Origin of the sequence: Enterobacter sp. HNDS-6 (assembly GCF_039850505.1) — a bacterium.
Lineage (GTDB): Bacteria > Pseudomonadota > Gammaproteobacteria > Enterobacterales > Enterobacteriaceae > Enterobacter > Enterobacter kobei.
This window is the reverse complement of the sequence record NZ_CP156673.1, coordinates 1,421,797-1,444,401: the sequence shown is the minus strand read 5'-3', so window position 1 is coordinate 1,444,401 and position 22,605 is coordinate 1,421,797. Positions and strand designations below refer to the sequence as shown.

The following is a 22,605-nucleotide window of genomic DNA, read 5'->3' as shown; positions in this document are numbered from 1 at the left end:
CCTTACTGCGCCTGCACGCGCAGCTCTGCTGCGCTACGACTACGGTGACCCAACAGGGCTTTAACATCGCTGGACTTCGGTTTAACCAGCGCAAATTTCGCTGAGAACGCCGGCCAGTTCGCCAGGATCTCTTCGCCGCGCGAAGAACCGGTATGCTGCACGTGTTCGGTAATCAAACCGCGCAGGTGTTCTTCATGGATAGCCAGCGTATCAACGTCCAGCACTTCCACCAGTTCCGGGTTCACGCGTTTGCGGAACTCACCGTCTTCATCCAGGACGTAGGCAAAACCGCCCGTCATGCCTGCGCCAAAGTTCACGCCGGTTTTACCCAGAACGCAAACAATCCCGCCCGTCATGTATTCACAACCGTTATCGCCAATGCCTTCCACCACGGTGATGGCACCGGAGTTACGCACCGCAAAACGCTCACCCGCACGGCCCGCGGCGAACAGACGACCGCCGGTCGCGCCGTACAGACAGGTGTTACCGATGATGCTCGCTTCGTGGCTGCGGAAGGCAGAGCCGACCGGAGGGCGCACTGCCAGCAGACCACCCGCCATGCCTTTACCGACGTAGTCGTTGGCGTCACCGGTCAGGTACAGCTCAACGCCGCCTGCGTTCCACACACCGAAGCTCTGACCCGCAGTGCCGCTGAAGTGCGCGGTAATCGGATCCGCTGCCAGCCCCTGGTCACCGTGCGTTTGCGCGATATAACCGGAGAGCGACGCGCCCACGGAACGGTCGGTGTTGCGGATATCAAACCAGAACGTCTTGCTCTGCTTCTCGTCCACATACGGTTTCGCCTGCTGCAACAGCTGCGCATTCAACACGCCATTGTCAAACGGTGGGTTGTTCTCGGTGCAGTACACCGCTTTGCCTGGGTGTGGCTGCGCGGTTTCCAGCAGCTTGCTGAGCTCCAGCTTCTGCTGCTTCGCCGTGAAGCCTTCCAGCTCTTTCAGCAGGTCGGTACGGCCAATCAGATCCACCAGACGCTTCACGCCCAGCTGCGCCATCAGCTCGCGGGTTTCCCGGGCGATGAAGTCAAAGTAGTTGGTCACTTTGAACGGCAGCCCGTGATAGTGGTTCTTACGCAGCTTCTCATCCTGGGTTGCCACACCGGTTGCACAGTTGTTCAGGTGGCAAATACGCAGGTATTTACAGCCGAGCGCCACCATTGGGCCTGTACCGAAGCCGAAGCTTTCCGCTCCGAGGATCGCGGCTTTGATGATGTCGAGGCCAGTTTTCAGGCCGCCGTCCACCTGAAGACGGATCTTATGACGCAGACCGTTCGCCACCAGCGCCTGCTGGGTTTCCACCAGGCCCAGCTCCCACGGACAGCCCGCGTATTTCACGGAGGAGAGCGGGCTTGCACCGGTACCACCGTCGTAACCGGCGATGGTAATGAGATCCGCATAAGCTTTCGCCACCCCGGTGGCGATGGTGCCCACGCCCGGTTCGGAAACCAGCTTCACGGAGATCATCGCTTTCGGGTTGACCTGTTTCAGGTCGAAAATCAGCTGCGCTAAGTCCTCGATAGAGTAGATATCGTGGTGCGGTGGCGGGGAGATCAGCGTCACGCCCGGCACCGAGTAGCGTAGTTTGGCGATGTACGGGGTAACTTTATCCCCCGGCAGCTGACCGCCTTCGCCCGGTTTCGCACCCTGAGCGACTTTAATCTGAATCACGTCGGCGTTGACCAGGTACGCAGGCGTCACGCCAAAACGACCGGATGCTACCTGCTTGATACGGGACACTTTATTGGTGCCGTAACGCGCCGGATCTTCACCGCCTTCACCGGAGTTGGAATTACCGCCGATGCTGTTCATGGCTTCGGCCAGCGCCTCGTGGGCTTCCGGGCTCAGGGCGCCGATGGACATTGCCGCGGTGTCGAAGCGTTTGAACAGCTCGGAAGCAGGCTCAACGTCGTCAATGCTGACCGCTTCATCACCCGGATTCAGGGCAATGAGATCGCGCAGCGTCGCCGCCGGACGGTTGTTCACCAGCTCAGCATACTGCTGATAATCGCTGTATTCACCGCTCTGCACCGCCTGCTGCAGCGTGCGCACCACGTCCGGGTTATAGGCGTGATATTCACCACCGTGAACGTATTTCAGCAGACCGCCCTGATCCAGCGGCTTACGTGCCAGCCAGGCACGTTTGGACAGGTTCACCAGATCCTGCTGGAAGTCAGTAAAACCGGCTCCACCGATACGGCTAACCACGCCCTGGAAGCAGAGATTTGCCACGTCATCATGCAGGCCGACCGCTTCAAAGAGCTTCGAACAGCGATAAGAGGCAATGGTCGAGATGCCCATTTTGGACATGATCTTGTACAGGCCTTTGTTGATGCCGTTACGGTAGTTCAGCATCACAGTACGGTAATCTTTGTCGATCGCGCGGGTATCCACCAGACGGGCCAGCGTTTCGTAGGCCAGGTACGGGTAGATCGCCGTCGCGCCAAAGCCTAACAGCACGGCAAAGTGGTGCGGGTCGCGGGCGCTGGCGGTTTCAACAATGATGTTGGCATCGCAGCGCAGGCTCTTATCCACCAGACGCGTCTGGATAGCACCCACCGCCATTGGCGCAGGCACCGGCAGACGGTTTTTCGCGATATTGCGGTCAGACAGCACCAGCAGAACGGTACCGTTACGCACCATCTGTTCGGCTTTGTCACACAGCACATTCACCGTCTCTTCGAGGCTCGCGTCGTTCACGTCAAACGTAATGTCGAGCGTGTCGGCGCGGTAGTGCTCCTCGGTCATGGTGGTGAGCTGTTTGAAGTCGGAGTACAGCAGGATCGGCGATTTAAAGGTCAGACGGTGCGCCTGGCCTTCGGCTTCGCAGAAGACGTTCATCTCGCGACCGATGCTGGTGGCCAGGGACATCACGTGGGCTTCACGCAGCGGATCGATTGGCGGGTTAGTAACCTGCGCGAACTGCTGGCGGAAGTAGTCATAAATGATGCGTGGCTGGCTGGAGAGCACGGCAAATGGGGTATCGTCACCCATGGAGCCGACTGCTTCCTGGCCGTTTTCGCCGAGCACACGGATAACCGAGTCCAGCTCTTCCGCGCTGTAGTTAAACTGTTTCTGGAAGCTCGCAAGCGTATCGTCGTCCAGCTCGCGGCTGCCCACTTCTTCGTCCGACAAATCTTCAAACGGCACCAGACGACGCACGTTCTTCTCCATCCACTCTTTGTATGGATGACGGCTCTTCAGATCGTGATCGGTTTCGGCAGAGTGCAGGATGCGCCCACCGCGGGTGTCAATAACCATCAGCTCGCCCGGACCGACGCGGCCTTTCTCGACCACTTCATCAGGCTGGTAATCCCAGATACCGACTTCAGAGGCACAGGTGATGAGCTTGTCTTTTGTGATGACGTATCGCGCCGGACGCAGACCGTTACGGTCCAGGTTGCAGGCGGCAAAACGACCGTCGGACATAACGATGCCCGCCGGGCCGTCCCACGGCTCCATGTGCATGGAGTTAAAGTCGAAGAAGGCGCGCAGCTCAGGGTCCATATCCGGGTTGTTCTGCCATGCCGGTGGCACCAGCAGACGCATGGCGCGCACGATGTCCATCCCGCCCGCCAGCAGCAGCTCCAGCATGTTGTCCATGGAGCTTGAGTCCGAGCCAGTTTCATTCACGAACGGCGCAGCGTCGTGCAGGTCAGGGATCAGTGGCGTCTGGAACTTATAGGTACGGGCGCGAGCCCACTGGCGGTTACCTGTGATGGTGTTGATCTCGCCGTTGTGCGCCAGATAGCGGAACGGCTGCGCCAGCGGCCAGCGTGGAACGGTGTTGGTGGAGAAGCGCTGGTGGAACAGGCAAATGGCCGACTCCAGACGCAGGTCCGCCAGGTCCAGGTAGAAGCGCGGCAGATCAGCCGGCATACACAGACCTTTATAGATATTGACCAGGTTGGAGAGGCTACAGACGTAGAACTCTTTATCGTCCTGGAGACGTTTTTCAATGCGGCGACGGGCGATAAACAGGCGGCGTTCCATATCGCGCGGACGCCAGCCCGCAGGCGCGTTAACAAAAATCTGCTCAATACGAGGCAGTGAGGAGAGGGCGATTTCACCGAGCACCCCTTCGTTGGTTGGCACATCGCGCCAGCCGACAATCGACAGGGTTTCACGCTGAAGTTCTTCTTCGACGATGCGGCGTGAAGCGGCAGCCTTTTCAGGATCCTGGTTCAGGAACAGCATACCGACAGCGTAGTTTTTGGCTAAACGCCAGCCGCGCTCTTCCGCAACGATACGGAAGAAACGATCCGGTTTTTGCAGCAGCAGGCCACAACCGTCGCCGGTTTTACCATCAGCAAGGATGGCGCCACGGTGCTGCATACGGGCCAGTGCGTGAATAGCGGTACGCACTACCTTGTGGCTAGGTTCGCCTTCTATGTGGGCGATCAGGCCGAAACCACAGTTATCCTTCTCAAGGGATTTATCGTACAACATATCAGTGAACCTCCCCAGGCTCGTCGGGCTTCTCTCTGAACTTTACCGTGGCGCACAGGCGCAGAAAGAGCATGGCGACGGGGTTTGCGCTTCATACGCGTACCTCGCATTCGCCCTCTTTTCATCCTTTCGCGCAGGTAAACAAGTTTGAGGACTTGCTTCAGAGGGAATCTCAATTACTGCATAAATATGATGAGCAGGCCGCTCATCCAGAAAGCTTCCAGCGGATTTCCAACTTATCGGGAATTGGTACACAGGTCAAATGGCAATCTTATTTATCCAAAAATGTGCTAAAGAGTGGCTATGTATTTGTAAGTAAAGGGTATTTAACTATTTTTACATTGATTAAAAGCCCTTGTAGACCGCAACGGAGTGTGATCTGTCTCACTATATGTAAGCGGTATTATCAACGTAGCATGCTGAATAGTGGTTTTAACGCAGAACAATAATCTGGCATGGGTTATAAACCCGCATAAAGTCACTGTTTTTCAGTGCTGGCGCTATAAATGAAAAAAACAATCAGAACATAAGGAAAAGTAATCACAGATGGTGTGAATGAAACTGCAGTAATCTTGAGTATTTATTCATATAGATAAAGGCCGTCCTGGGCGATTGATCCAGGTCATCGCCGACAGAGGCTAAAAATGGCAGGCTTGTCCCCTTTCTTCGGGACGGTCTATCAGATTATGCAGTTACAGAAATTAGTCAATATGTTTGGTGGGGATCTTTTGCAGCGCTACGGGCAAAAGGTTCACAAGCTGACGCTGCACGGCGGTTTTAGCTGTCCGAATCGCGATGGCACCATCGGGCGCGGTGGCTGCACTTTCTGTAACGTGGCCTCCTTTGCTGACGAAGCTCAGCAGCATAAATCTATTGCAGAGCAGCTCGCACATCAGGCCAGCCGGGTTAACCGCGCAAAGCAGTATCTGGCCTATTTCCAGGCGTACACCAGTACCTGGGCGGAAGTGCAGGTGCTGCGGTCCATGTATCAGCAGGCAGTCACGCAGGCGAACATTGTAGGGTTGTGCGTCGGTACGCGTCCGGACTGTGTGCCGGACGCGGTGCTGGACTTGCTCAGCGAGTATAAGGAGCAAGGCTACGAGATCTGGCTGGAACTGGGCTTGCAGACCGCACATGACAAAACCCTGCACCGCATTAACCGTGGCCATGATTTCGCCTGTTACCAGCGCACCACACGCCTCGCGCGCGCGCGTGGGTTGAAGGTCTGTTCACACCTGATTGTCGGTCTCCCTGGCGAAGGGCAGCAGCACGGCCTGGAGACGCTGGAAAAGGTCGTTGAGACCGGCGTGGACGGTATCAAGCTGCATCCGCTACACATCGTTACGGGAAGCATTATGGCGAAAGCCTGGCAAGCGGGGCGGTTAAGCGGTATTGAGCTTGAGGACTATACGGTGACCGCGGGGGAGATGATTCGCCACTCGCCGCCGGAGATTGTTTACCATCGCATCTCGGCCAGCGCCCGCCGTCCAACGCTTCTGGCACCGCTCTGGTGTGAGAACCGCTGGACGGGAATGGTGGAAATTGACCGCTATCTACAGGAAAACGGCGTACAGGGTTCGGCGCTGGGGCGCCCGTGGGTTCCCCGTCTACCGGCGACGGCCGCCTAACAAACTCCCCAGCATGCCGCGTACAATCTGATTGGTGACCTGCCGCGCCGCGCTTTTCGCCATGGTTTGCACCACGCCGTCGCGTTTGCCGCCGCGCGGACCGGTGCTGCCAAACAGAATGTCTTTGAGTCCACCGAGAATGCCATCATCTACGGCGACGGGCTGCCCTTTTGCGGCAGGGGCATCCTGGGACTCCGTTGTTGCCTGCACGCCTTTTTGCAGCATCTCAAACGCGGACTCGCGATCCACCTCGTCTTCGTACTTACCGTAAACCGGAGAATGGTTAATCAGGCCGTTACGTTCATCATCAGTGACGGGCCCCATACGCGAGCAGGGCGCAATCACCATCGCACGTTCCACGATGGATGGGCTGCCCTTCGCATCAAGGAACGATATCAGCGCTTCACCGGTGCCCAGCGCCTGAATGGCGGCTTCGGTATCAAAGGCTGGATTCGCACGCATGGTTTGCGCGGCGGCTTTCACCGCTTTCTGATCCTTTGGCGTGAAGGCGCGCAGGGCATGCTGGACGCGGTTGCCGAGCTGCCCGAGTACGTTATCGGGGATATCTGACGGATTTTGCGAGACAAACCAGACGCCGACGCCTTTGGAACGGATGAGGCGGATGACCTGTTCAATCTTATCCAGCAAGACCTGTGGGGCGTCGTTGAACAGCAGGTGCGCTTCGTCAAAGAAGAACACCAGCTTCGGTTTTTCCAGGTCACCCGCTTCGGGCAGCTGTTCATAAAGCTCGGAGAGCATCCACAGCAGGCTGGCGGCGTAGAGTTTCGGCATCTGGTAGAGCTTCTCTGAGCTCAGAATGTTGATGATGCCTTTTCCACTGCTGTCGGTGCGCATCCAGTCTTTGATATCCAGCATCGGTTCACCAAAGAAGTGTTCGGCACCCTGTTGTTCCAGAGTCAGTAACCCGCGTTGAATCGCGCCGACAGAAGCGCTGCTGATATTGCCGTACTGGTTCTGGAAAGATTTAGCGTTATCCCCGATGTACTGGGTAATGGCCCGCAGATCTTTGAAATCGAGCAGCAGCAGTCCCTGGTCATCGGCGATGCGGAAGATAATATTCAGTACCCCGGACTGGACATCGTTAAGGTTAAGCAGACGGGCGAGCAGCAGCGGGCCGAGGTCGGAGACGGTGGCGCGGACCGGGTGGCCTTTCTCACCGAAGATATCCCATACCACCACCGGGTTGCCGTGCGGCGTCCAGTCCGTGATGCCAATATTCTTCAGCCGCTCGAGCAATTTTTCAGAGGCGGTACCCTCCTGAGCCACACCGGTTAAATCGCCTTTCACGTCAGCCATAAAGACCGGCACGCCAATCTCTGAAAGCGACTCCGCCAGCTTCTGCAGGGTGACGGTTTTCCCCGTCCCGGTCGCGCCGGTGATCAGGCCGTGGCGGTTCGCCATCGCGGGCAGCAGATACAGCTCTTTTTCCAGCGTCCGGGCAATTAACAATGGTGTACTCATAATGCGCTTCCTCTCTTAGTCCTGGGTGGAGTATAGGCAACCTGACGGCAAAATGGCTGAGTAAATTGCTGACTTTGCGGCGCATTATCCAGCGCGGACTATGCTTTTGCATACGGTTAACAAAATAGTGGGAAACTATGTCCAGATTCTTCTTTAACGATCGCAAACAGCTGGTCAACGATGCCATTGAAGGCATACTGCTTTCTGCGCCACACGCGAATCTCGTCAAACTCGATATTGATCCTGCCATCAGGATTGTCGCGCGCGGTGACTGGGACAAAAGCCGCGTGGCGGTGATCTCCGGCGGCGGCTCTGGCCACGAGCCCGCGCATGCCGGGTTTGTCGGCAAAGGCATGCTGACGGCTGCCGTCTGCGGCGATCTGTTTGCCTCGCCGAGCGTGGATGCGGTGCTGAATGCCATTGTCGCGGTCACGGGCGATCGCGGCTGTCTGCTGATTGTCAAAAATTACACCGGCGATCGGCTGAACTTCGGTCTGGCGGCCGAGAAGGCCAAACGTTACGGGCTGAAGGTCGAAATGGTGATTGTGGCGGACGATATCGCGCTGCCCGACAACAAACAGCCGCGCGGTATTGCCGGTACGGCGCTGGTGCATAAGATTGCGGGCTATGCGGCGGAGCAGGGGAAATCGTTGAGTGAAGTGCGGGATATTGCGCAACAGGCCTGCGATAACCTCTGGAGTCTGGGCGTGGCGATGCAAACCTGCAACCTGCCGGGCAGTGACGATGAAGAGGGACGCATTAAGCAGGGTCATGTCGAGCTGGGGCTGGGGATCCACGGTGAGCCGGGCGCTTCCGTTGTCGACACACAAAACAGCAAAGCGATTATCGACACGCTGGTGACCCCGCTGAAAGCGCAGGCGGGTGAAGGGCGCTTTGCGGTGCTGATTAACAATCTTGGTGGCGTATCGGCGCTGGAAATGGCGTTACTGACCAAAGAGCTGGCGCACTCGGCGCTGAAAGAGAGTATTGCTTATCTTATTGGCCCGGCCCCGCTGGTAAGCGCCCTGGATATGAAGGGTTTTTCGCTGACGCTGCTGAAGCTCAACGATCTGTTCGAAAAAGCGCTTCATGAAGAGGTGGAAACGCTGGGCTGGCAGAAACCCGTGGCGTTTGCGCCACTGCGTACCGTCGCACATAGTGCCATCCATGACCGCGTGGAATACACTCCGTCGGAAAACCCACAGGTCGAAAAGTCTGTCTCCTCGGTAGCCAGGACGCTGATCCAACTGGAAAATCGTCTGAACGCGCTGGATGCCAAAGTGGGCGACGGCGATACCGGCTCCACCTTTGCGCAAGGCGCGCGGGATATTGCGCAGCGTCTGGAGGAGCATGCGCTTCCGCTTGATGATGTCTCTAAGCTTCTGCTGCTGGTAGGGGAGCGGCTGGCAACGGTGATGGGCGGATCGAGTGGCGTACTGATGTCGATCTTCTTTACGGCAGCCGGGCAAAAGCTGCATGACGGAAAATCGCTTCCGGATGCACTGCTGAGCGGGCTGGCACAAATGAAGCAGTATGGTGGCGCGGATCTCGGCGATCGCACCCTGATCGATGCGCTCCAACCGGCGCTGGAGGCGTTGCAGAAAAATGATCTTCAGGCAGCGGCGCAGGCAGCGCAGCAGGGGGCAGAAGCAACGGCAAAAATGGAGAAAGCAGGAGCAGGGCGCTCGTCGTATGTGAACAAAGAGAACCTGGATGGCGTGATGGATCCGGGGGCGGTTGCGGTGGCAGAAGTATTTAACGTATTGGCACAGCGGTAAAAGTAGGCCGGGTAAGGCGAAGCCGCCACCCGGCAAACTCACATCAAAAATCCGCTTTCAACACCACGCGATACCGGGCTTTCCCGTCGCGTACGTGCTGGATAGCTTCGTTAATTTTCGACATCGGATAAAGCTCGGTGGTGGGCGCCACTTTGGTGCGTCCGGCGAACTTCATCAGCTTGCGCAACTCGTACGGCGTACCGGTTGCGGAACCGGATACGCTGCGATCCCCGCCGATCAGGGTAAACGCCGGAACCGGCAGAGGCTTCATCACCGCACCCACGGTGTGGAAGTTACCGCCGTAGGCCAGCGCTTCAAAGTATGGCTGCCAGTTGAGATCGACGTTGACGGTGTTGATGATCAGATCAAACTGACCCGCCAGCGCCTTCAGCGCTTCAGGATCGCGGCTGTTCACCACTTTATCCGCACCCATCGCCAGCACTTCCTGTTCTTTTGCCGGGTTCGAGCTGAACGCCGTCACTTCACAGCCCATTGCGTGCAGCAGTTTGATGGCAATATGTCCCAGGCCGCCAATACCAATGACGCCTACGCGGCTGGTCGCAGTGACGTGGTGCATCAGCAGTGGTTTAAAGACGGTGATACCGCCACACAGCAGCGGACCGGCGGATTCAATATCAATGCTCTCCGGCAGGGGGATAACCCATTGCCAGTCGGCACGCAGTTTATCGGCAAATCCGCCTTTGTTCAGAATGGTTGGCACCGCGCCTTCAAGGCAGTTGATCTGGTTGCCGCTGATACAAGCATCACAATGACCGCAGCTGCGTGCCGTCCAGCCAATACCTACGCGCTGGCCGACCTTCAGCCCTTTGTCCTGGGCGGCGCTACCGAGCGCCGCGACGCGACCAATGACTTCATGCCCGGCAATCAGTGGATAGCTCGAGAAGCCCCATTCGTTGTCGATCATCGAGAGATCCGAGTGACAGATCCCGCAGTAATCAACCTGCACTTCGACGTCTTCTGCTTTTAGTTCGCCCGCATCGTATTCGTACAGCTCAAGTTCTGCACCCGCCTGCGGTGCGGCGTAGCTTTTTATCTTCGACATCGTGTTTCCCCCGTTGTGGTGTGAACTGAGAGTGTAGAGCATTCAGTTTACGGCCGCTTAACAGAAGGGGGCAGGAACAAAATTTACAGATTTTTCAGCATTCTCACTTCGCAGTCGACGTGGCCCGTGCAGCCCAGCGGCGCATCGATATGCTCAAAGCCAAGATGTTCATACAGGCCGATGGCCTCTTTGAGGAAGGCGGTTGTTTCGAGGTAACAGCGCGTAAAACCCTGAGTACGAGCATGATCAAGGGCGAGCTGCGCCAGTTTTTTTGCCAGCCCTTGTCCGCGAGCGGACGGCAGGAAATACATTTTCTGTAGCTCACAGATGTCCGGCTCGCTGCAGCTCAGCGGCGCAACGCCGCCACCGCCCACGACCTGGCCGTCCTGCTCAATGACCCAATAGGCGTGGCCCGGTTGGCTGTAGAGCTGAAAAAGCTCGTCAAGATTGGGGTCAGCAACGGTATAGCCTTTATCCGCTGTCAGCCCATACTCCGCAGAAACGGTGCGGATAACGGAGGCAATAGCCGGATTGTCCTGCTCAGTGATCCGACGCATCGTCGTCGCGACGGGGGTAATCACGCTCATAGTATTACTCATGACAAAAATTGACACACAACTGCTGTTAATAGCACCGCAGAAAAGGGAGTGCAAGCGAGGAGTTTTCAGGAAGGGTACCCCTTACGCCCTGAAGCGTAAGGGGTAAAAGCATTACAGGGCAGCAATAACCGCCTGCTGCTCAATCAGCTTGGTCTTCGCATCTGCGAAGGCAACCAGACGCTCACGCTCTTTGGCAATGACCGCCTCCGGCGCACGGGCGACAAAGCCTTCGTTCGCCAGTTTGCTTTCGATTTTGCCAATTTCTACGTCGACTTTCGCCACTTCTTTCGCCAGACGCGCCAGCTCAGCATCTTTGTCGATCAGGCCTGCCATCGGGATCAGCAGCTCGGCGCCGTCGATGATTTTGGTCACGGAAACCGGACCTTTGTCATCTGCAGGCAGTACGGTGATGCTTTCCAGACGCGCCATCGTTTTCAGGAAGGTGCTGTTCTCGTTCACGCGACGCACTGCAGCCTCGCTGCAGCCGCGCAGCAGCAGTTCCAGCGGCTTGCTCGGAGCGATGTTCATTTCTGCACGAACGTTACGTACGGCAACAATCGCCTGCTTCAGCCATTCGGTATCGGCAGCAGCGGCTTCATCAACGCGCGCAGCATCGAATTCCGGGAACGGCTGCAGCATGATGGTATCGGCATTGATACCTGCAATCACCTTCACGCGCTGCCAGATGGTCTCGGTAATGAATGGAATGACCGGATGCGCCAGGCGCAGCAGACCTTCCAGAACGGTAATCAGCGTGTTGCGCGTGCCGCGCAGCTCCGCTTCAGAACCGCCGTTCATCACCGGCTTCGCCAGCTCCAGGTACCAGTCGCAGAACTGGTTCCAGGTGAATTCATACAGAATGCCCGCTGCGATATCGAAGCGGTAGCTGTCCAGCGCCTCGCGGAACGCTTTCACGGTCTGGTTGAATTCCGCCAGGATCCAGCGGTCCGCCAGGGACAGGGTCATCTCGCCGCCGTTGAAGCCGCAATCCTGATCTTCGGTGTTCATCAGCACGAAGCGGCTGGCATTCCACAGCTTGTTACAGAAGTTACGGTAACCTTCCAGACGCTTCATGTCCCAGTTGATGTCGCGGCCGGTCGAGGCCAGCGCCGCCAGGGTGAAGCGCAGGGCGTCGGTACCGTGAGACTCAATCCCGTTCGGGAACTGCTTCTCGGTGCGCTTGCGGATTTTCTCTGCCAGCTGCGGCTGCATCATGTTGCCGGTACGTTTTTCCAGCAAATCTTCCAGCGAAATACCGTCAACCATATCCAGTGGGTCGATAACGTTACCCTTGGATTTGGACATCTTCTGGCCTTCATCGTCACGGATCAGACCGGTCATATAGACGGTATGGAACGGAACCTGAGGCTTGCCGTCTTCGTCTTTGATGAAGTGCATGGTCATCATGATCATGCGCGCAATCCAGAAGAAGATGATGTCGAAACCGGACACCATCACGCTGGTTGGGTGGAACTGACGCAGCGCGTCAGTGTTCTCAGGCCAGCCAAGGGTGGAGAAGGTCCACAGCGCGGAAGAGAACCAGGTATCCAGTACGTCTTCGTCCTGACGCAGCGCAACGTCAGCGCTCAGGTTGTTTTCCTGACGCACTTCATCTTCGCTGCGGCCAACGTAGACGTTGCCTTCGTTGTCATACCACGCCGGGATGCGGTGACCCCACCACAGCTGACGGGAGATACACCAGTCCTGAATATCACGCATCCAGGAGAAGTACATGTTTTCGTACTGCTTCGGCACAAACTGGATGCTGCCGTTTTCAACCGCTTCCACCGCCGGTTTCGCCAGCACGTCGGCACGGACGTACCACTGGTCGGTCAGCATTGGCTCGATAACTACGCCACCACGATCGCCGTACGGCACGGTCAGGTCGTGAGGTTTAATCTCTTCCAGCAGGCCGAGTGCGTCAACGGCAGCCACAATCGCTTTACGCGCGGCAAAACGTTCCAGTTTCTGGAATTCAGCCGGGATCTCGCTGGAGTAAACGTCAGATTCGTTGCCTTTGGTGTCGTACACTTCTGCGCTTTCACGGATATCACCGTCGAAGGTCAGGATGTTGATCATTGGCAGGGCGTGACGACGACCCACTTCATAGTCGTTGAAGTCGTGCGCCGGAGTGATTTTCACGCAGCCAGTGCCTTTTTCCATGTCGGCGTGTTCGTCGCCCACGATCGGAATACGGCGATTTACCAGCGGCAGCACCACAAATTTGCCGATCAGATCTTTATAACGCGGATCTTCCGGGTTAACGGCCACGCCGGTATCGCCCAGCAGGGTTTCCGGACGGGTGGTGGCAACGACCAGATAATCTTTACCGTCTGCGGTTTTTGCGCCGTCGGCCAGCGGATAGCGGATGTGCCACATGGAGCCTTTAGACTCGCGGTTTTCCACTTCCAGGTCAGAGATGGCGGTACGCAGTTTCGGATCCCAGTTCACCAGGCGCTTGCCACGGTAAATCAGGTCTTCTTTGTACAGACGGACGAAAACTTCTTTCACGGCATTGGACAGGCCTTCATCCATGGTGAAGCGCTCGCGCTCCCAGTCCACGGAGTTGCCGAGGCGGCGCATCTGACGGGTAATGGTGCCGCCGGATTCCGCTTTCCACTGCCAGATTTTGTCGATGAAGGCGTCGCGACCGTAGTCGTGGCGGGTTTTTCCTTCTTCAGCGGCAATTTTACGCTCAACCACCATCTGGGTCGCGATACCCGCGTGGTCAGTCCCCGCCTGCCACAGGGTGTTTTTACCCTGCATGCGCTGGTAGCGGATCATGGTGTCCATGATGGTCTGCTGGAAAGCATGTCCCATATGCAAACTGCCGGTGACGTTCGGCGGCGGGATCATGATGCAGAAGGACTCTTTGCTTTCGTCGCCGTTAGGCTTGAAATAGCCCTGCTGTTCCCAGTGCTCGTAAAGCGGCTGTTCGATATCGCGTGGGTTATATGTCTTTTCCATTATTTCCAGGTTGCCGTATTCAGGTTAAAACCAGCCAGGCGGTACGCTTTATAGCGTTCGCGCGCCAGTTGTTTCAAAGATTCTTCGTAAGGGACAAAGTCTACCACTTCTGTGAAAGCGGTGGCAAAATCTGCAAAGTCTGCCCGCAGGCTAATGAGAATATCGCGCGCGCTGCTGTTGCGCTTTTGTGGCCAGGCGATCTCGACCGGGGCGCCACCGCGCGGACCTTCGCCCGACAGGTTATGCGGGACAAAACTCTCCGGTGGGCGGGCCCACAGGGCTTCATCAAGGCGAATCGCCTGCTGTTCATCTTCACAGGCAATCAGAACGCGTTTACCTGCGCGCCAACGTTCTGCGGCAATGTCACACACCAGCTGTTCGACGGCGCTGAGGCCATCCTGATGGGTGTCGTTGTCCAGAAGGTAGAACGTTGCATTCTTCATATATGGGGCTTCTTGTCGTGGATTTAAATGCAAAGCCGGGTGGCGCTACGCTTACCCGGCCTACGGTTGAGCGACGTTGTCGGCCGGGTAAGGCGAAGCCGCTACCCGGCGTTTTACATCACTCGTCGCCGTTAAAACCCGCACGATTGAGCAGGAACTGCGACAGCAGCGCCACCGGACGGCCGGTGGCACCTTTGGCTTTACCGGAGCGCCATGCGGTACCCGCGATATCCAGGTGTGCCCAGTTATACTTGCGGGTGAAGCGTGCCAGGAAGCAGCCCGCGGTGATAGCCCCGCCAGGACGACCGCCGATGTTCGCCATATCCGCAAAGTTAGACTCCAGCTGTTCCTGGTACTCGTCACCCAGCGGCAGACGCCATGCGCGATCGCCAGCCTGTTCAGATGCCCCGATAAGCTCGTGCGCCAGCGGATTGTGGTTCGACATCAGTCCGGTGATGTGGTGGCCCAGTGCAATCACGCAGGCACCCGTCAATGTGGCGACGTCAATCACCGCTTCAGGCTCGAAGCGCTCAACGTAGGTCAGCACGTCGCACAGCACCAGACGGCCTTCGGCATCGGTGTTCAGCACTTCAACGGTCTGGCCTGACATCGTGGTCAGCACGTCACCCGGACGATAGGCGCGTCCGCCAGGCATGTTTTCGCAGCCTGCCAGAACGCCGATCACGTTAATGGGCAGCTGAAGCTCCGCGACCATGCGCATCACGCCGTAAACCGCCGCCGCGCCGCACATGTCGTACTTCATCTCATCCATGCCTTCGGCAGGCTTGATGGAGATGCCGCCGGAGTCGAAGGTCAGGCCTTTACCGACGAGCACGACAGGGCGCGCATCTTCGGACGGGTTGCCCTTGTATTCGATGACCGACATTAAGGATTCGTTCTGCGAGCCGTTGCCGACCGCCAGATAGGAGTGCATCCCCAGCTCTTTCATCTGCTGTTCACCGATGACGCGAGTGATGACGTTTTTGCTGTAGGAGTCTGCCAGCTGGCGCGCCTGAGAGGCCAGATAGGCAGCGTTACAGATGTTCGGCGGCATGTTGCCGAGGTCTTTCGCCGCTTTAATACCGGCGGCAATCGCCAGACCATGCTGAATAGCGCGTTCGCCGCTGGTCAGTTCGCGACGGGTTGGCACATTGAAGACCATTTTACGCAGCGGACGACGCGGCTCGCTTTTATTGGTCTTCAGCTGATCGAAGCTGTACAGGCTCTCTTTTGCGGTTTCGACCGCCTGACGGACTTTCCAGTAAGTGTTACGGCCTTTAACGTGCAGCTCGGTCAGAAAGCAGACGGCTTCCATTGAACCGGTATCATTCAGCGTATTAATGGTTTTCTGAATGACCTGCTTATACTGACGCTCGTCCAGCTCGCGCTCTTTGCCGCAGCCAATCAGTAGAATACGCTCTGACAGGACGTTTGGAACATGGTGCAGTAACAGCGTCTGCCCAGGTTTGCCTTCCAGTTCGCCACGGCGCAGCAGGGCGCTGATATAGCCGTCACTGATTTTATCGAGTTGCTCGGCGATCGGGGAGAGTCGGCGTGGTTCAAAGACGCCCACAACGATGCAGGCACTCCGCTGTTTCTCCGGGCTACCGCTTTTTACACTGAACTCCATGCACTACGCTCCTGAATCTTAAAGACAACAGCGGCTGCTACGGATAGAATTGAAACCTTTCGTAACTCATGTCCGCTGTTGTGGTGACTTCGTGTTAATCTTACGTTACTACGGTTTCGACACGTCAGAAAAAGTCCTGAAGCGTGAATCCGCCGGATGTTTTAATCTTAGCGATGATTTCGACGACTCAAGAGAATAAATGACGTTTAAGCCATGAAACAAGCGATTTTCCAGCAAAGAGACGGGTTTTTACGGGCGTATTTAAAGTGATAATCATAAGATATCTGGTGCGGGAGACGCTCAAAAGCCAACTGGCGATCCTCTTCATCCTGCTGCTGATTTTTTTCTGTCAGAAGCTGGTTAAGATCCTCGGTGCGGCCGTTGACGGCGAAATTCCAACGAATCTGGTGCTTTCCCTGCTTGGTTTAGGGATCCCGGAAATGGCGCAGCTGATCCTGCCGCTGAGTCTTTTCCTCGGCCTGCTCATGACGCTCGGCAAGCTGTACACCGAGAGTGAAATAACGGTGATGCATGCCTGTGGCCTGAGCAAAGCCGTACTGGTGAAAGCGGCGATGATACTGGCGCTGTTCACGGGGATCGTGGCGGCAGTGAATGTGATGTGGGCGGGCCCCATGTCTTCTCGTCATCAGGACGAAGTGCTGGCCGAAGCGAAAGCGAACCCCGGCATGGCGGCGTTAGCGCAGGGGCAGTTCCAGCAGGCGACCGACGGTAACTCTGTGCTGTTCATTGAGAGCGTTGACGGCAGTAAATTCAACGATGTATTCCTGGCCCAGCTGCGACCTAAAGGTAACGCGCGTCCATCCGTCGTGGTGGCAGATTCCGGTCAGCTGGCGCAGAGTAAAGATGGTTCGCAGATTGTCACGCTGAATAAAGGCACTCGCTTTGAAGGCACCGCGATGCTGCGCGACTTCCGTATTACGGATTTCCAGAACTATCAGGCTATTATCGGCCATCAGGCGGTGGCGCTCGATCCGACGGATACCGAGCAAATGGATATGCGTACATTGTGGAACACCGACACCGACAGAGCGCGTGCGGAGTTCCACTGGCGTATTACGCTCGTATTCACCGTGTTTATGATGGCACTGATTGTGGTTCCGCTGAGCGTGGTGAACCCGCGTCAGGGGCGCGTGCTCTCTATGCTGCCAGCGATGCTGCTTTACCTGATCTATTTCCTGCTGCAAACCTCTATTCGCTCTAACGGCGCGAAGGGTAAGTTGGATCCTATGGTCTGGACGTGGTTCGTTAACAGCTTGTACATCTTACTGGCGCTGGGATTAAACCTGTGGGATACGGTGCCAGTGCGCCGCATACGTGCCCGATTTTCGCGTAAAGGAGCCATCTAATGCAGGCGTTTGGCGTTCTTGACCGCTATATCGGTAAAACCATTTTTACCACCATCATGATGACGTTGTTCATGCTGGTGTCGCTCTCCGGCATTATCAAATTTGTCGACCAGCTGAAAAAAGCCGGGCAGGGCAGTTATGACGCGCTGGGCGCAGGGATGTACACCCTGCTCAGCGTGCCAAAAGATGTGCAGATCTTCTTCCCAATGGCGGCCCTGCTGGGGGCACTCCTCGGGCTGGGCATGCTGGCACAGCGCAGCGAGCTGGTGGTGATGCAGGCCTCAGGCTTTACCCGTATGCAGGTTGCGCTGTCGGTGATGAAAACCGCTATCCCGCTGGTGCTGTTGACCATGGCGATTGGTGAGTGGGTGGCACCGCAGGGCGAGCAGATGGCGCGTAACTATCGTGCTCAGGCCATGTACGGTGGTTCACTACTCTCGACGCAGCAAGGGCTGTGGGCGAAAGATGGTAAAAACTTCGTCTACATCGAACGGGTAAAAGGCGATGATGAACTGGGCGGCGTGAGCATCTACGCCTTCAATGACCAGCGCCGCCTGGAGTCAGTACGACATGCCTCTTCGGCAAAGTTTGACCCCGAACATAAGCAGTGGCGTTTGTCGCAGGTGGATGAATCTGACCTGACCGATCCAAAACAGATCACCGGTTCGCAGACCGTCAGCGGCACGTGGAAGACCAACCTCACGCCGGATAAACTCGGCGTCGTGGCGCTGGATCCTGATGCGCTCTCTATCAGCGGCTTGCACAACTATGTGAAGTACCTGAAGGCGAGCGGGCAGGATGCCGGACGTTATCAGCTCAACATGTGGAGCAAGATCTTCCAGCCGATGTCCGTGGCGGTAATGATGCTGATGGCGCTGTCGTTTATCTTCGGTCCGCTGCGTAGCGTACCGATGGGCGTGCGCGTGGTGACGGGGATCAGCTTCGGCTTTGTCTTCTACGTTCTCGATCAGATCTTCGGACCGCTGACGCTGGTGTACGGTATCCCGCCGATTATTGGCGCGCTGCTGCCGAGTGCCAGTTTCTTCCTGATCAGTCTCTGGCTGCTTTTGAAACGCTCCTGACAGACCTCTCCTCGCTTCCGGTTGACCGGGAGCGAGGCTAATCTCCTGTTTCACCCCGCACTTTTTCTCACAACCTTCAACGCCCTGCCCCGAATTTGAGTATTATTGAGCGATAAAGTCGTGAAGGGATCCTCTATGAAGCAAATTCGAATGCTTGCCCAGTATTACGTCGACCTGATGATGAAGCTTGGGCTGGTGCGTTTCTCCATGCTGCTGGCGCTGGCGCTGGTCGTTCTGGCCATTGTCGTGCAAATGGCCGTCACCATGGTTCTGCATGGCCAGGTCGAGAGTATCGACGTCATCCGCTCTATCTTCTTTGGCTTGCTTATTACCCCCTGGGCCGTCTATTTCCTTTCCGTCGTGGTTGAACAGCTTGAGGAGTCTCGTCAGCGCTTGTCAAAACTGGTGGATAAACTGGAGGAGATGCGCGAGCGCGATCTGAAACTCAACGTTCAGCTTAAAGACAATATTGCGCAGCTGAATCAGGAAATTTCAGATCGTGAGAAGGCGGAGGCGGAGCGTCAGGCCACGCTGGAACAGCTGAAAGTTGAAATGAAAGAGCGCGAGGTGACGCAGATCCAGCTTGAGCAGCAATCCTCTTTCCTGCGTTCGTTCCTGGATGCTTCGCCGGATCTGGTGTTCTACCGCAACGAAGATAAAGAGTTTTCCGGCTGTAACCGGGCGATGGAACTCCTGACCGGCAAAAGCGAGAAGCAGTTGATTCATCTGAAGCCACAGGACGTTTACTCTGAGGAGGCGGCCGCCAAGGTTATGGAAACGGACGAAAAAGTGTTCCGCCATAACGTCTCGCTGACCTACGAGCAGTGGCTGGATTATCCGGATGGCCGCAAAGCCTGCTTTGAGATCCGTAAGGTGCCCTATTATGACCGCGTAGGGAAACGCCACGGCCTGATGGGCTTCGGCCGCGATATCACCGAGCGTAAGCGCTATCAGGATGCCCTGGAGCGCGCCAGCCGCGATAAAACTACCTTTATTTCCACCATTAGCCACGAACTGCGTACGCCGCTCAATGGCATTGTAGGGCTGAGCCGTATTCTGCTGGATACCGATCTCACTGCAGAGCAGGAAAAGTACCTGAAAACAATTCATGTCTCGGCGGTTACGCTGGGTAATATCTTCAACGATATTATCGATATGGATAAGATGGAACGCCGTAAGGTTCAGCTTGATAACCAGCCGATTGATTTCACCAGTTTCCTTGCCGATCTGGAAAATCTGTCTGGTCTTCAGGCGCAGCAGAAAGGGCTGAGGTTCGTCATGGAGCCCACCCTGCCGCTGCCGCATAAAGTGGTTACCGACGGTACGCGGTTGCGCCAGATCCTGTGGAACCTGATCAGCAACGCGGTGAAATTTACCCAGAAAGGGCAGGTGGCGGTGCGTATCCGCTATGACGCAGGCGACATGCTGCACTTCGAGGTGGAGGACTCCGGGATCGGTATTCCACAGGAAGAGCAGGACAAAATTTTCGCGATGTACTACCAGGTGAAAGACAGCAACGGCGGAAAACCTGCCACCGGGACCGGTATTGGCCTGGCGGTGTCTAAACGGCTGGCGAAGAGCATGGGCGGTGATATTACCGTTGCCAGCCAGCCGGGCAAAGGATCAACCTTTACGCTGACGGTGCATGCGCCAGCGGTGGCGGAAGAAGTTGAGGATACCTTTGAAAACGACGATATGCCGCTGCCAGCCCTGCACGTCCTGCTGGTGGAAGATATTGAGCTGAACGTCATTGTGGCGCGCTCGGTGCTGGAAAAACTGGGCAACAGCGTGGATGTGGCAATGACCGGTAAAGCCGCGCTGGAGATGTTTACACCGGGCGAATATGACCTCGTTCTGCTGGATATCCAGTTGCCGGATATGACCGGGCTGGATATCTCGCGTGAACTGACGCGTCAGTACGCGGCTGACGAACTGCCGCCGCTGGTGGCGCTAACGGCAAACGTACTGAAAGACAAAAAAGAGTATCTCGACGCCGGTATGGACGATGTACTCAGCAAGCCGCTGGCGGTGCCTGCTCTGACCGCCATGATCAAGAAGTTCTGGGATACCCGTGATGAAGAGGAGAGCACCATGACGTCTGTTGATAGCGCAAAAGCCCAAACGATACTCGATACCGCGATGCTGGAGCAGTACATTGACCTGGTCGGCCCGAAACTGATTACCGACGGTCTGGCTGTGTTTGAAAAAATGATGCCGGGCTATCTGAGCGTGCTGGAGTCAAACCTGACGGCACGGGACCAGAAGGGCATCGTGGAAGAAGGGCATAAAATCAAAGGAGCCGCCGGCTCGGTCGGGTTACGCCACCTGCAGCAGCTGGGCCAACAGATTCAGTCGCCTGATTTACCCGCCTGGGAAGATAACGTGGGTGATTGGGTTGAAGAGATGAAACAAGAGTGGCAGAACGATGTGGCGGTGCTTAAAGCCTGGGTGGACGCCAGAAAAAAATGACCCCGGTTTAACCGGGGTGCGCGAATACTGCGCCAACACCAGGGAAATCGTGGCTGCGCCTGTTTTTAAACGTTATTTTCGAATGGGCGCCGCCTGAAAAATTTAGGCCGCACGCAGATAAGATAGCAAATCTTAAATGGTTTGTTACATGAATCAGTGAAATGTGTGAAGCATAGCGTTTTAATCAAAATTATTAATGTGCTTCAGCAAGTTGCAAAGAAGGATCGTCAAGATGAAAAAAATGGGTGTCGTCCTGAGCGGATGCGGTGTTTATGATGGCTCAGAGATACATGAAGCCGTAATTACCCTACTGGCTCTGGCAAAACAGGGCGCAGAGGTGATGTGTTTTGCGCCAGATAAAAATCAGGCGGATGTCATTAACCATCTGACCGGCGAGCCAATGGCCGAAACCCGTAATGTGTTGATTGAAGCCGCGCGTATTGCCCGGGGAGAAATTCGTCCGCTGGCCCAGGCAAATGCTGCTGAACTGGATGCGCTCATTGTGCCGGGTGGCTTCGGTGCCGCGAAAAATCTCAGCACTTTTGCTGCTGAAGGCGCGGCTTGCAAGGTGGACGCGGATTTAAAAGCGCTGGCGCAGGCGATGCATGCGGCGGGTAAGCCGCTGGGCTTTATCTGCATTGCACCGGCCATGCTGCCAAACATTTTTGATTTCCCGTTACGGCTGACAATCGGGACCGATATCGACACTGCTGAGGTCATCGAGGAGATGGGTGGCGAACATGTTCCGTGCCCGGTCGATGACATTGTCGTGGATGAAGAGAACAAAATCGTCACCACGCCCGCGTACATGCTGGCGCAGAATATCGCGCAAGCGGCTGAGGGTATTGAAAAACTGGTAGCCCGGGTACTGGTGCTGACGGAATGAGGCGACAGTCTTCCGCAGGAAAATGGGTGAAATACCTTCTTTTGCGCATCGTACTCGTGCTGGCGGTGTTCTGGGGAGGCGGACTGGCCGTGTTCAGCATTTTGCCAGTACCGTTTTCAGCCGTTATGGTTGAGCGTCAGCTCAGCGCGTGGTTCTCCGGTGATTTTGGCTATGTCGCGCATTCTGACTGGGTGAGTACGGACGAGATCTCACCGTGGATGGGGCTGGCAGTCATCGCGGCGGAAGATCAGAAGTTCCCGGAGCACTGGGGGTTCGATGTGGCCGCGATTGAAAAGGCGCTTGCCCATAACGAACGCCATGAAAATCGCGTGCGCGGTGCGTCTACCCTGTCGCAACAGACGGCAAAAAATCTTTTCCTGTGGGATGGCCGAAGCTGGGTGCGAAAAGGGCTGGAAGCGGGGCTGACCCTGGGAATGGAAACAGTCTGGAGCAAAAAGCGCATTCTGACCGTCTATCTCAATATTGCCGAGTTTGGGGAGGGGGTATTTGGTGTCGAAGCTGCATCACAACGCTATTTTAATAAACCTGCCAGCAGGCTAAGCATGTCGGAGGCCGCGCTGTTAGCCGCTGTACTGCCTAATCCTCTTCGCTTTAAGGCCAGTGCCCCATCAGGCTACGTGCGAAGCCGTCAGGCGTGGATCATGCGTCAGATGCGACAGCTGGGTGGAGAGGGGTTTATGCAGCGTAATCATCTGATGTAGGGCGGGTAAGCGCAGCGCCACCCGCC

The 22,605-nt window shown here is 56.4% G+C and carries 14 protein-coding genes; 7 read left to right on the top strand and 7 right to left on the bottom strand.

Features of this window, described 5'->3' with window-relative positions; all coding sequences use genetic code 11:
• Positions 1–2: 2 nt before the first annotated feature.
• A complete protein-coding gene (gltB, locus tag ABFI50_RS06700; RefSeq protein ID WP_248082333.1) occupies positions 3–4,463 on the bottom strand; it encodes a glutamate synthase large subunit in 4,461 nt (1,486 codons plus the stop codon).
• A 686-nt stretch (positions 4,464–5,149) separates the two neighbouring features.
• Between gltB and ABFI50_RS06695 the strand changes: the two genes are divergently transcribed.
• The gene (locus ABFI50_RS06695) at positions 5,150–6,091 is read left to right on the top strand and encodes a TIGR01212 family radical SAM protein (protein ID WP_232952313.1); all 942 of its coding nucleotides are present in this window, start codon (positions 5,150–5,152) and stop codon (positions 6,089–6,091) included.
• Here ABFI50_RS06695 and ABFI50_RS06690 read toward each other — a convergent pair.
• The gene (locus ABFI50_RS06690) at positions 6,071–7,573 is read right to left on the bottom strand and encodes a helicase HerA-like C-terminal domain-containing protein (RefSeq protein WP_232952268.1); all 1,503 of its coding nucleotides are present in this window, start codon (positions 7,571–7,573) and stop codon (positions 6,071–6,073) included. The two genes, ABFI50_RS06695 and ABFI50_RS06690, sit on opposite strands and share 21 nt — an antisense overlap.
• A 137-nt stretch (positions 7,574–7,710) precedes the next feature.
• On the opposite strand from ABFI50_RS06690, the gene ABFI50_RS06685 reads away from it, so the two are divergent.
• The gene (locus tag ABFI50_RS06685; protein WP_045134764.1) at positions 7,711–9,351 is read left to right on the top strand and encodes a dihydroxyacetone kinase subunit DhaK; all 1,641 of its coding nucleotides are present in this window, start codon (positions 7,711–7,713) and stop codon (positions 9,349–9,351) included.
• A 43-nt stretch (positions 9,352–9,394) separates the two neighbouring features.
• Here the strand turns inward: ABFI50_RS06685 and ABFI50_RS06680 are convergent, their stop codons facing one another.
• The 5 genes from ABFI50_RS06680 to pepA form a co-directional block, all read right to left on the bottom strand.
• Positions 9,395–10,414, bottom strand: coding sequence for an NAD(P)-dependent alcohol dehydrogenase (locus ABFI50_RS06680; protein ID WP_014885407.1), 1,020 nt, complete (start codon positions 10,412–10,414; stop codon positions 9,395–9,397).
• An 83-nt stretch (positions 10,415–10,497) separates the two neighbouring features.
• Positions 10,498–11,001, bottom strand: coding sequence for a GNAT family N-acetyltransferase (locus ABFI50_RS06675; protein ID WP_047026841.1), 504 nt, complete (start codon positions 10,999–11,001; stop codon positions 10,498–10,500).
• Between the two features lie 123 nt (positions 11,002–11,124).
• Positions 11,125–13,980 carry a valine--tRNA ligase gene (locus ABFI50_RS06670; protein ID WP_014885405.1) on the bottom strand — a complete coding sequence of 952 codons (2,856 nt, stop codon included), beginning with the start codon at positions 13,978–13,980 and terminating at the stop codon, positions 11,125–11,127.
• Positions 13,980–14,423, bottom strand: a complete 444-nt coding sequence (holC, locus tag ABFI50_RS06665; protein WP_014885404.1) for a DNA polymerase III subunit chi — start codon at positions 14,421–14,423, stop codon at positions 13,980–13,982. Before holC ends, ABFI50_RS06670 begins: the two co-directional genes overlap by 1 nt.
• Before the next feature lie 118 nt (positions 14,424–14,541).
• A complete protein-coding gene (gene pepA, locus ABFI50_RS06660; RefSeq protein ID WP_014885403.1) occupies positions 14,542–16,053 on the bottom strand; it encodes a leucyl aminopeptidase in 1,512 nt (503 codons plus the stop codon).
• Positions 16,054–16,319: 266 nt separating this feature from the next.
• Between pepA and lptF the strand changes: the two genes are divergently transcribed.
• From lptF to mtgA, 5 genes are all read left to right on the top strand, one after another.
• Positions 16,320–17,420, top strand: a complete 1,101-nt coding sequence (gene lptF, locus ABFI50_RS06655; protein WP_014885402.1) for an LPS export ABC transporter permease LptF — start codon at positions 16,320–16,322, stop codon at positions 17,418–17,420.
• Positions 17,420–18,502, top strand: a complete 1,083-nt coding sequence (gene lptG / locus ABFI50_RS06650) for an LPS export ABC transporter permease LptG (protein ID WP_014885401.1) — start codon at positions 17,420–17,422, stop codon at positions 18,500–18,502. Before lptF ends, lptG begins: the two co-directional genes overlap by 1 nt.
• Before the next feature lie 135 nt (positions 18,503–18,637).
• Positions 18,638–20,971, top strand: a complete 2,334-nt coding sequence (gene arcB / locus ABFI50_RS06645; protein WP_014885400.1) for an aerobic respiration two-component sensor histidine kinase ArcB — start codon at positions 18,638–18,640, stop codon at positions 20,969–20,971.
• 232 nt (positions 20,972–21,203) lie between these two features.
• The gene (gene elbB, locus ABFI50_RS06640) at positions 21,204–21,857 is read left to right on the top strand and encodes an isoprenoid biosynthesis glyoxalase ElbB (protein WP_014885399.1); all 654 of its coding nucleotides are present in this window, start codon (positions 21,204–21,206) and stop codon (positions 21,855–21,857) included.
• Positions 21,854–22,579: a monofunctional biosynthetic peptidoglycan transglycosylase gene (gene mtgA, locus ABFI50_RS06635; RefSeq protein WP_032635427.1), complete on the top strand. Its 726-nt coding sequence runs from the start codon at positions 21,854–21,856 to the stop codon at positions 22,577–22,579. The genes elbB and mtgA overlap by 4 nt, the downstream gene beginning before the upstream one ends.
• The last annotated feature ends 26 nt before the right edge of the window (positions 22,580–22,605 follow it).

Bases quoted from the DNA above. Each gene is read 5' to 3' on its own strand.
- gltB (WP_248082333.1), bottom strand. From the start codon at position 4,463: ATGTTGTACGATAAATCCCTTGAGAAGGATAACTGTGGTTTCGGCCTG.
- ABFI50_RS06695 (WP_232952313.1), top strand. From the start codon at position 5,150: ATGCAGTTACAGAAATTAGTCAATATGTTTGGTGGGGATCTTTTGCAG.
- ABFI50_RS06690 (WP_232952268.1), bottom strand. From the start codon at position 7,573: ATGAGTACACCATTGTTAATTGCCCGGACGCTGGAAAAAGAGCTGTAT.
- ABFI50_RS06685 (WP_045134764.1), top strand. From the start codon at position 7,711: ATGTCCAGATTCTTCTTTAACGATCGCAAACAGCTGGTCAACGATGCC.
- ABFI50_RS06680 (WP_014885407.1), bottom strand. From the start codon at position 10,414: ATGTCGAAGATAAAAAGCTACGCCGCACCGCAGGCGGGTGCAGAACTT.
- ABFI50_RS06675 (WP_047026841.1), bottom strand. From the start codon at position 11,001: ATGAGCGTGATTACCCCCGTCGCGACGACGATGCGTCGGATCACTGAG.
- ABFI50_RS06670 (WP_014885405.1), bottom strand. From the start codon at position 13,980: ATGGAAAAGACATATAACCCACGCGATATCGAACAGCCGCTTTACGAG.
- holC (WP_014885404.1), bottom strand. From the start codon at position 14,423: ATGAAGAATGCAACGTTCTACCTTCTGGACAACGACACCCATCAGGAT.
- pepA (WP_014885403.1), bottom strand. From the start codon at position 16,053: ATGGAGTTCAGTGTAAAAAGCGGTAGCCCGGAGAAACAGCGGAGTGCC.
- lptG (WP_014885401.1), top strand. From the start codon at position 17,420: ATGCAGGCGTTTGGCGTTCTTGACCGCTATATCGGTAAAACCATTTTT.
- arcB (WP_014885400.1), top strand. From the start codon at position 18,638: ATGAAGCAAATTCGAATGCTTGCCCAGTATTACGTCGACCTGATGATG.
- elbB (WP_014885399.1), top strand. From the start codon at position 21,204: ATGAAAAAAATGGGTGTCGTCCTGAGCGGATGCGGTGTTTATGATGGC.
- mtgA (WP_032635427.1), top strand. From the start codon at position 21,854: ATGAGGCGACAGTCTTCCGCAGGAAAATGGGTGAAATACCTTCTTTTG.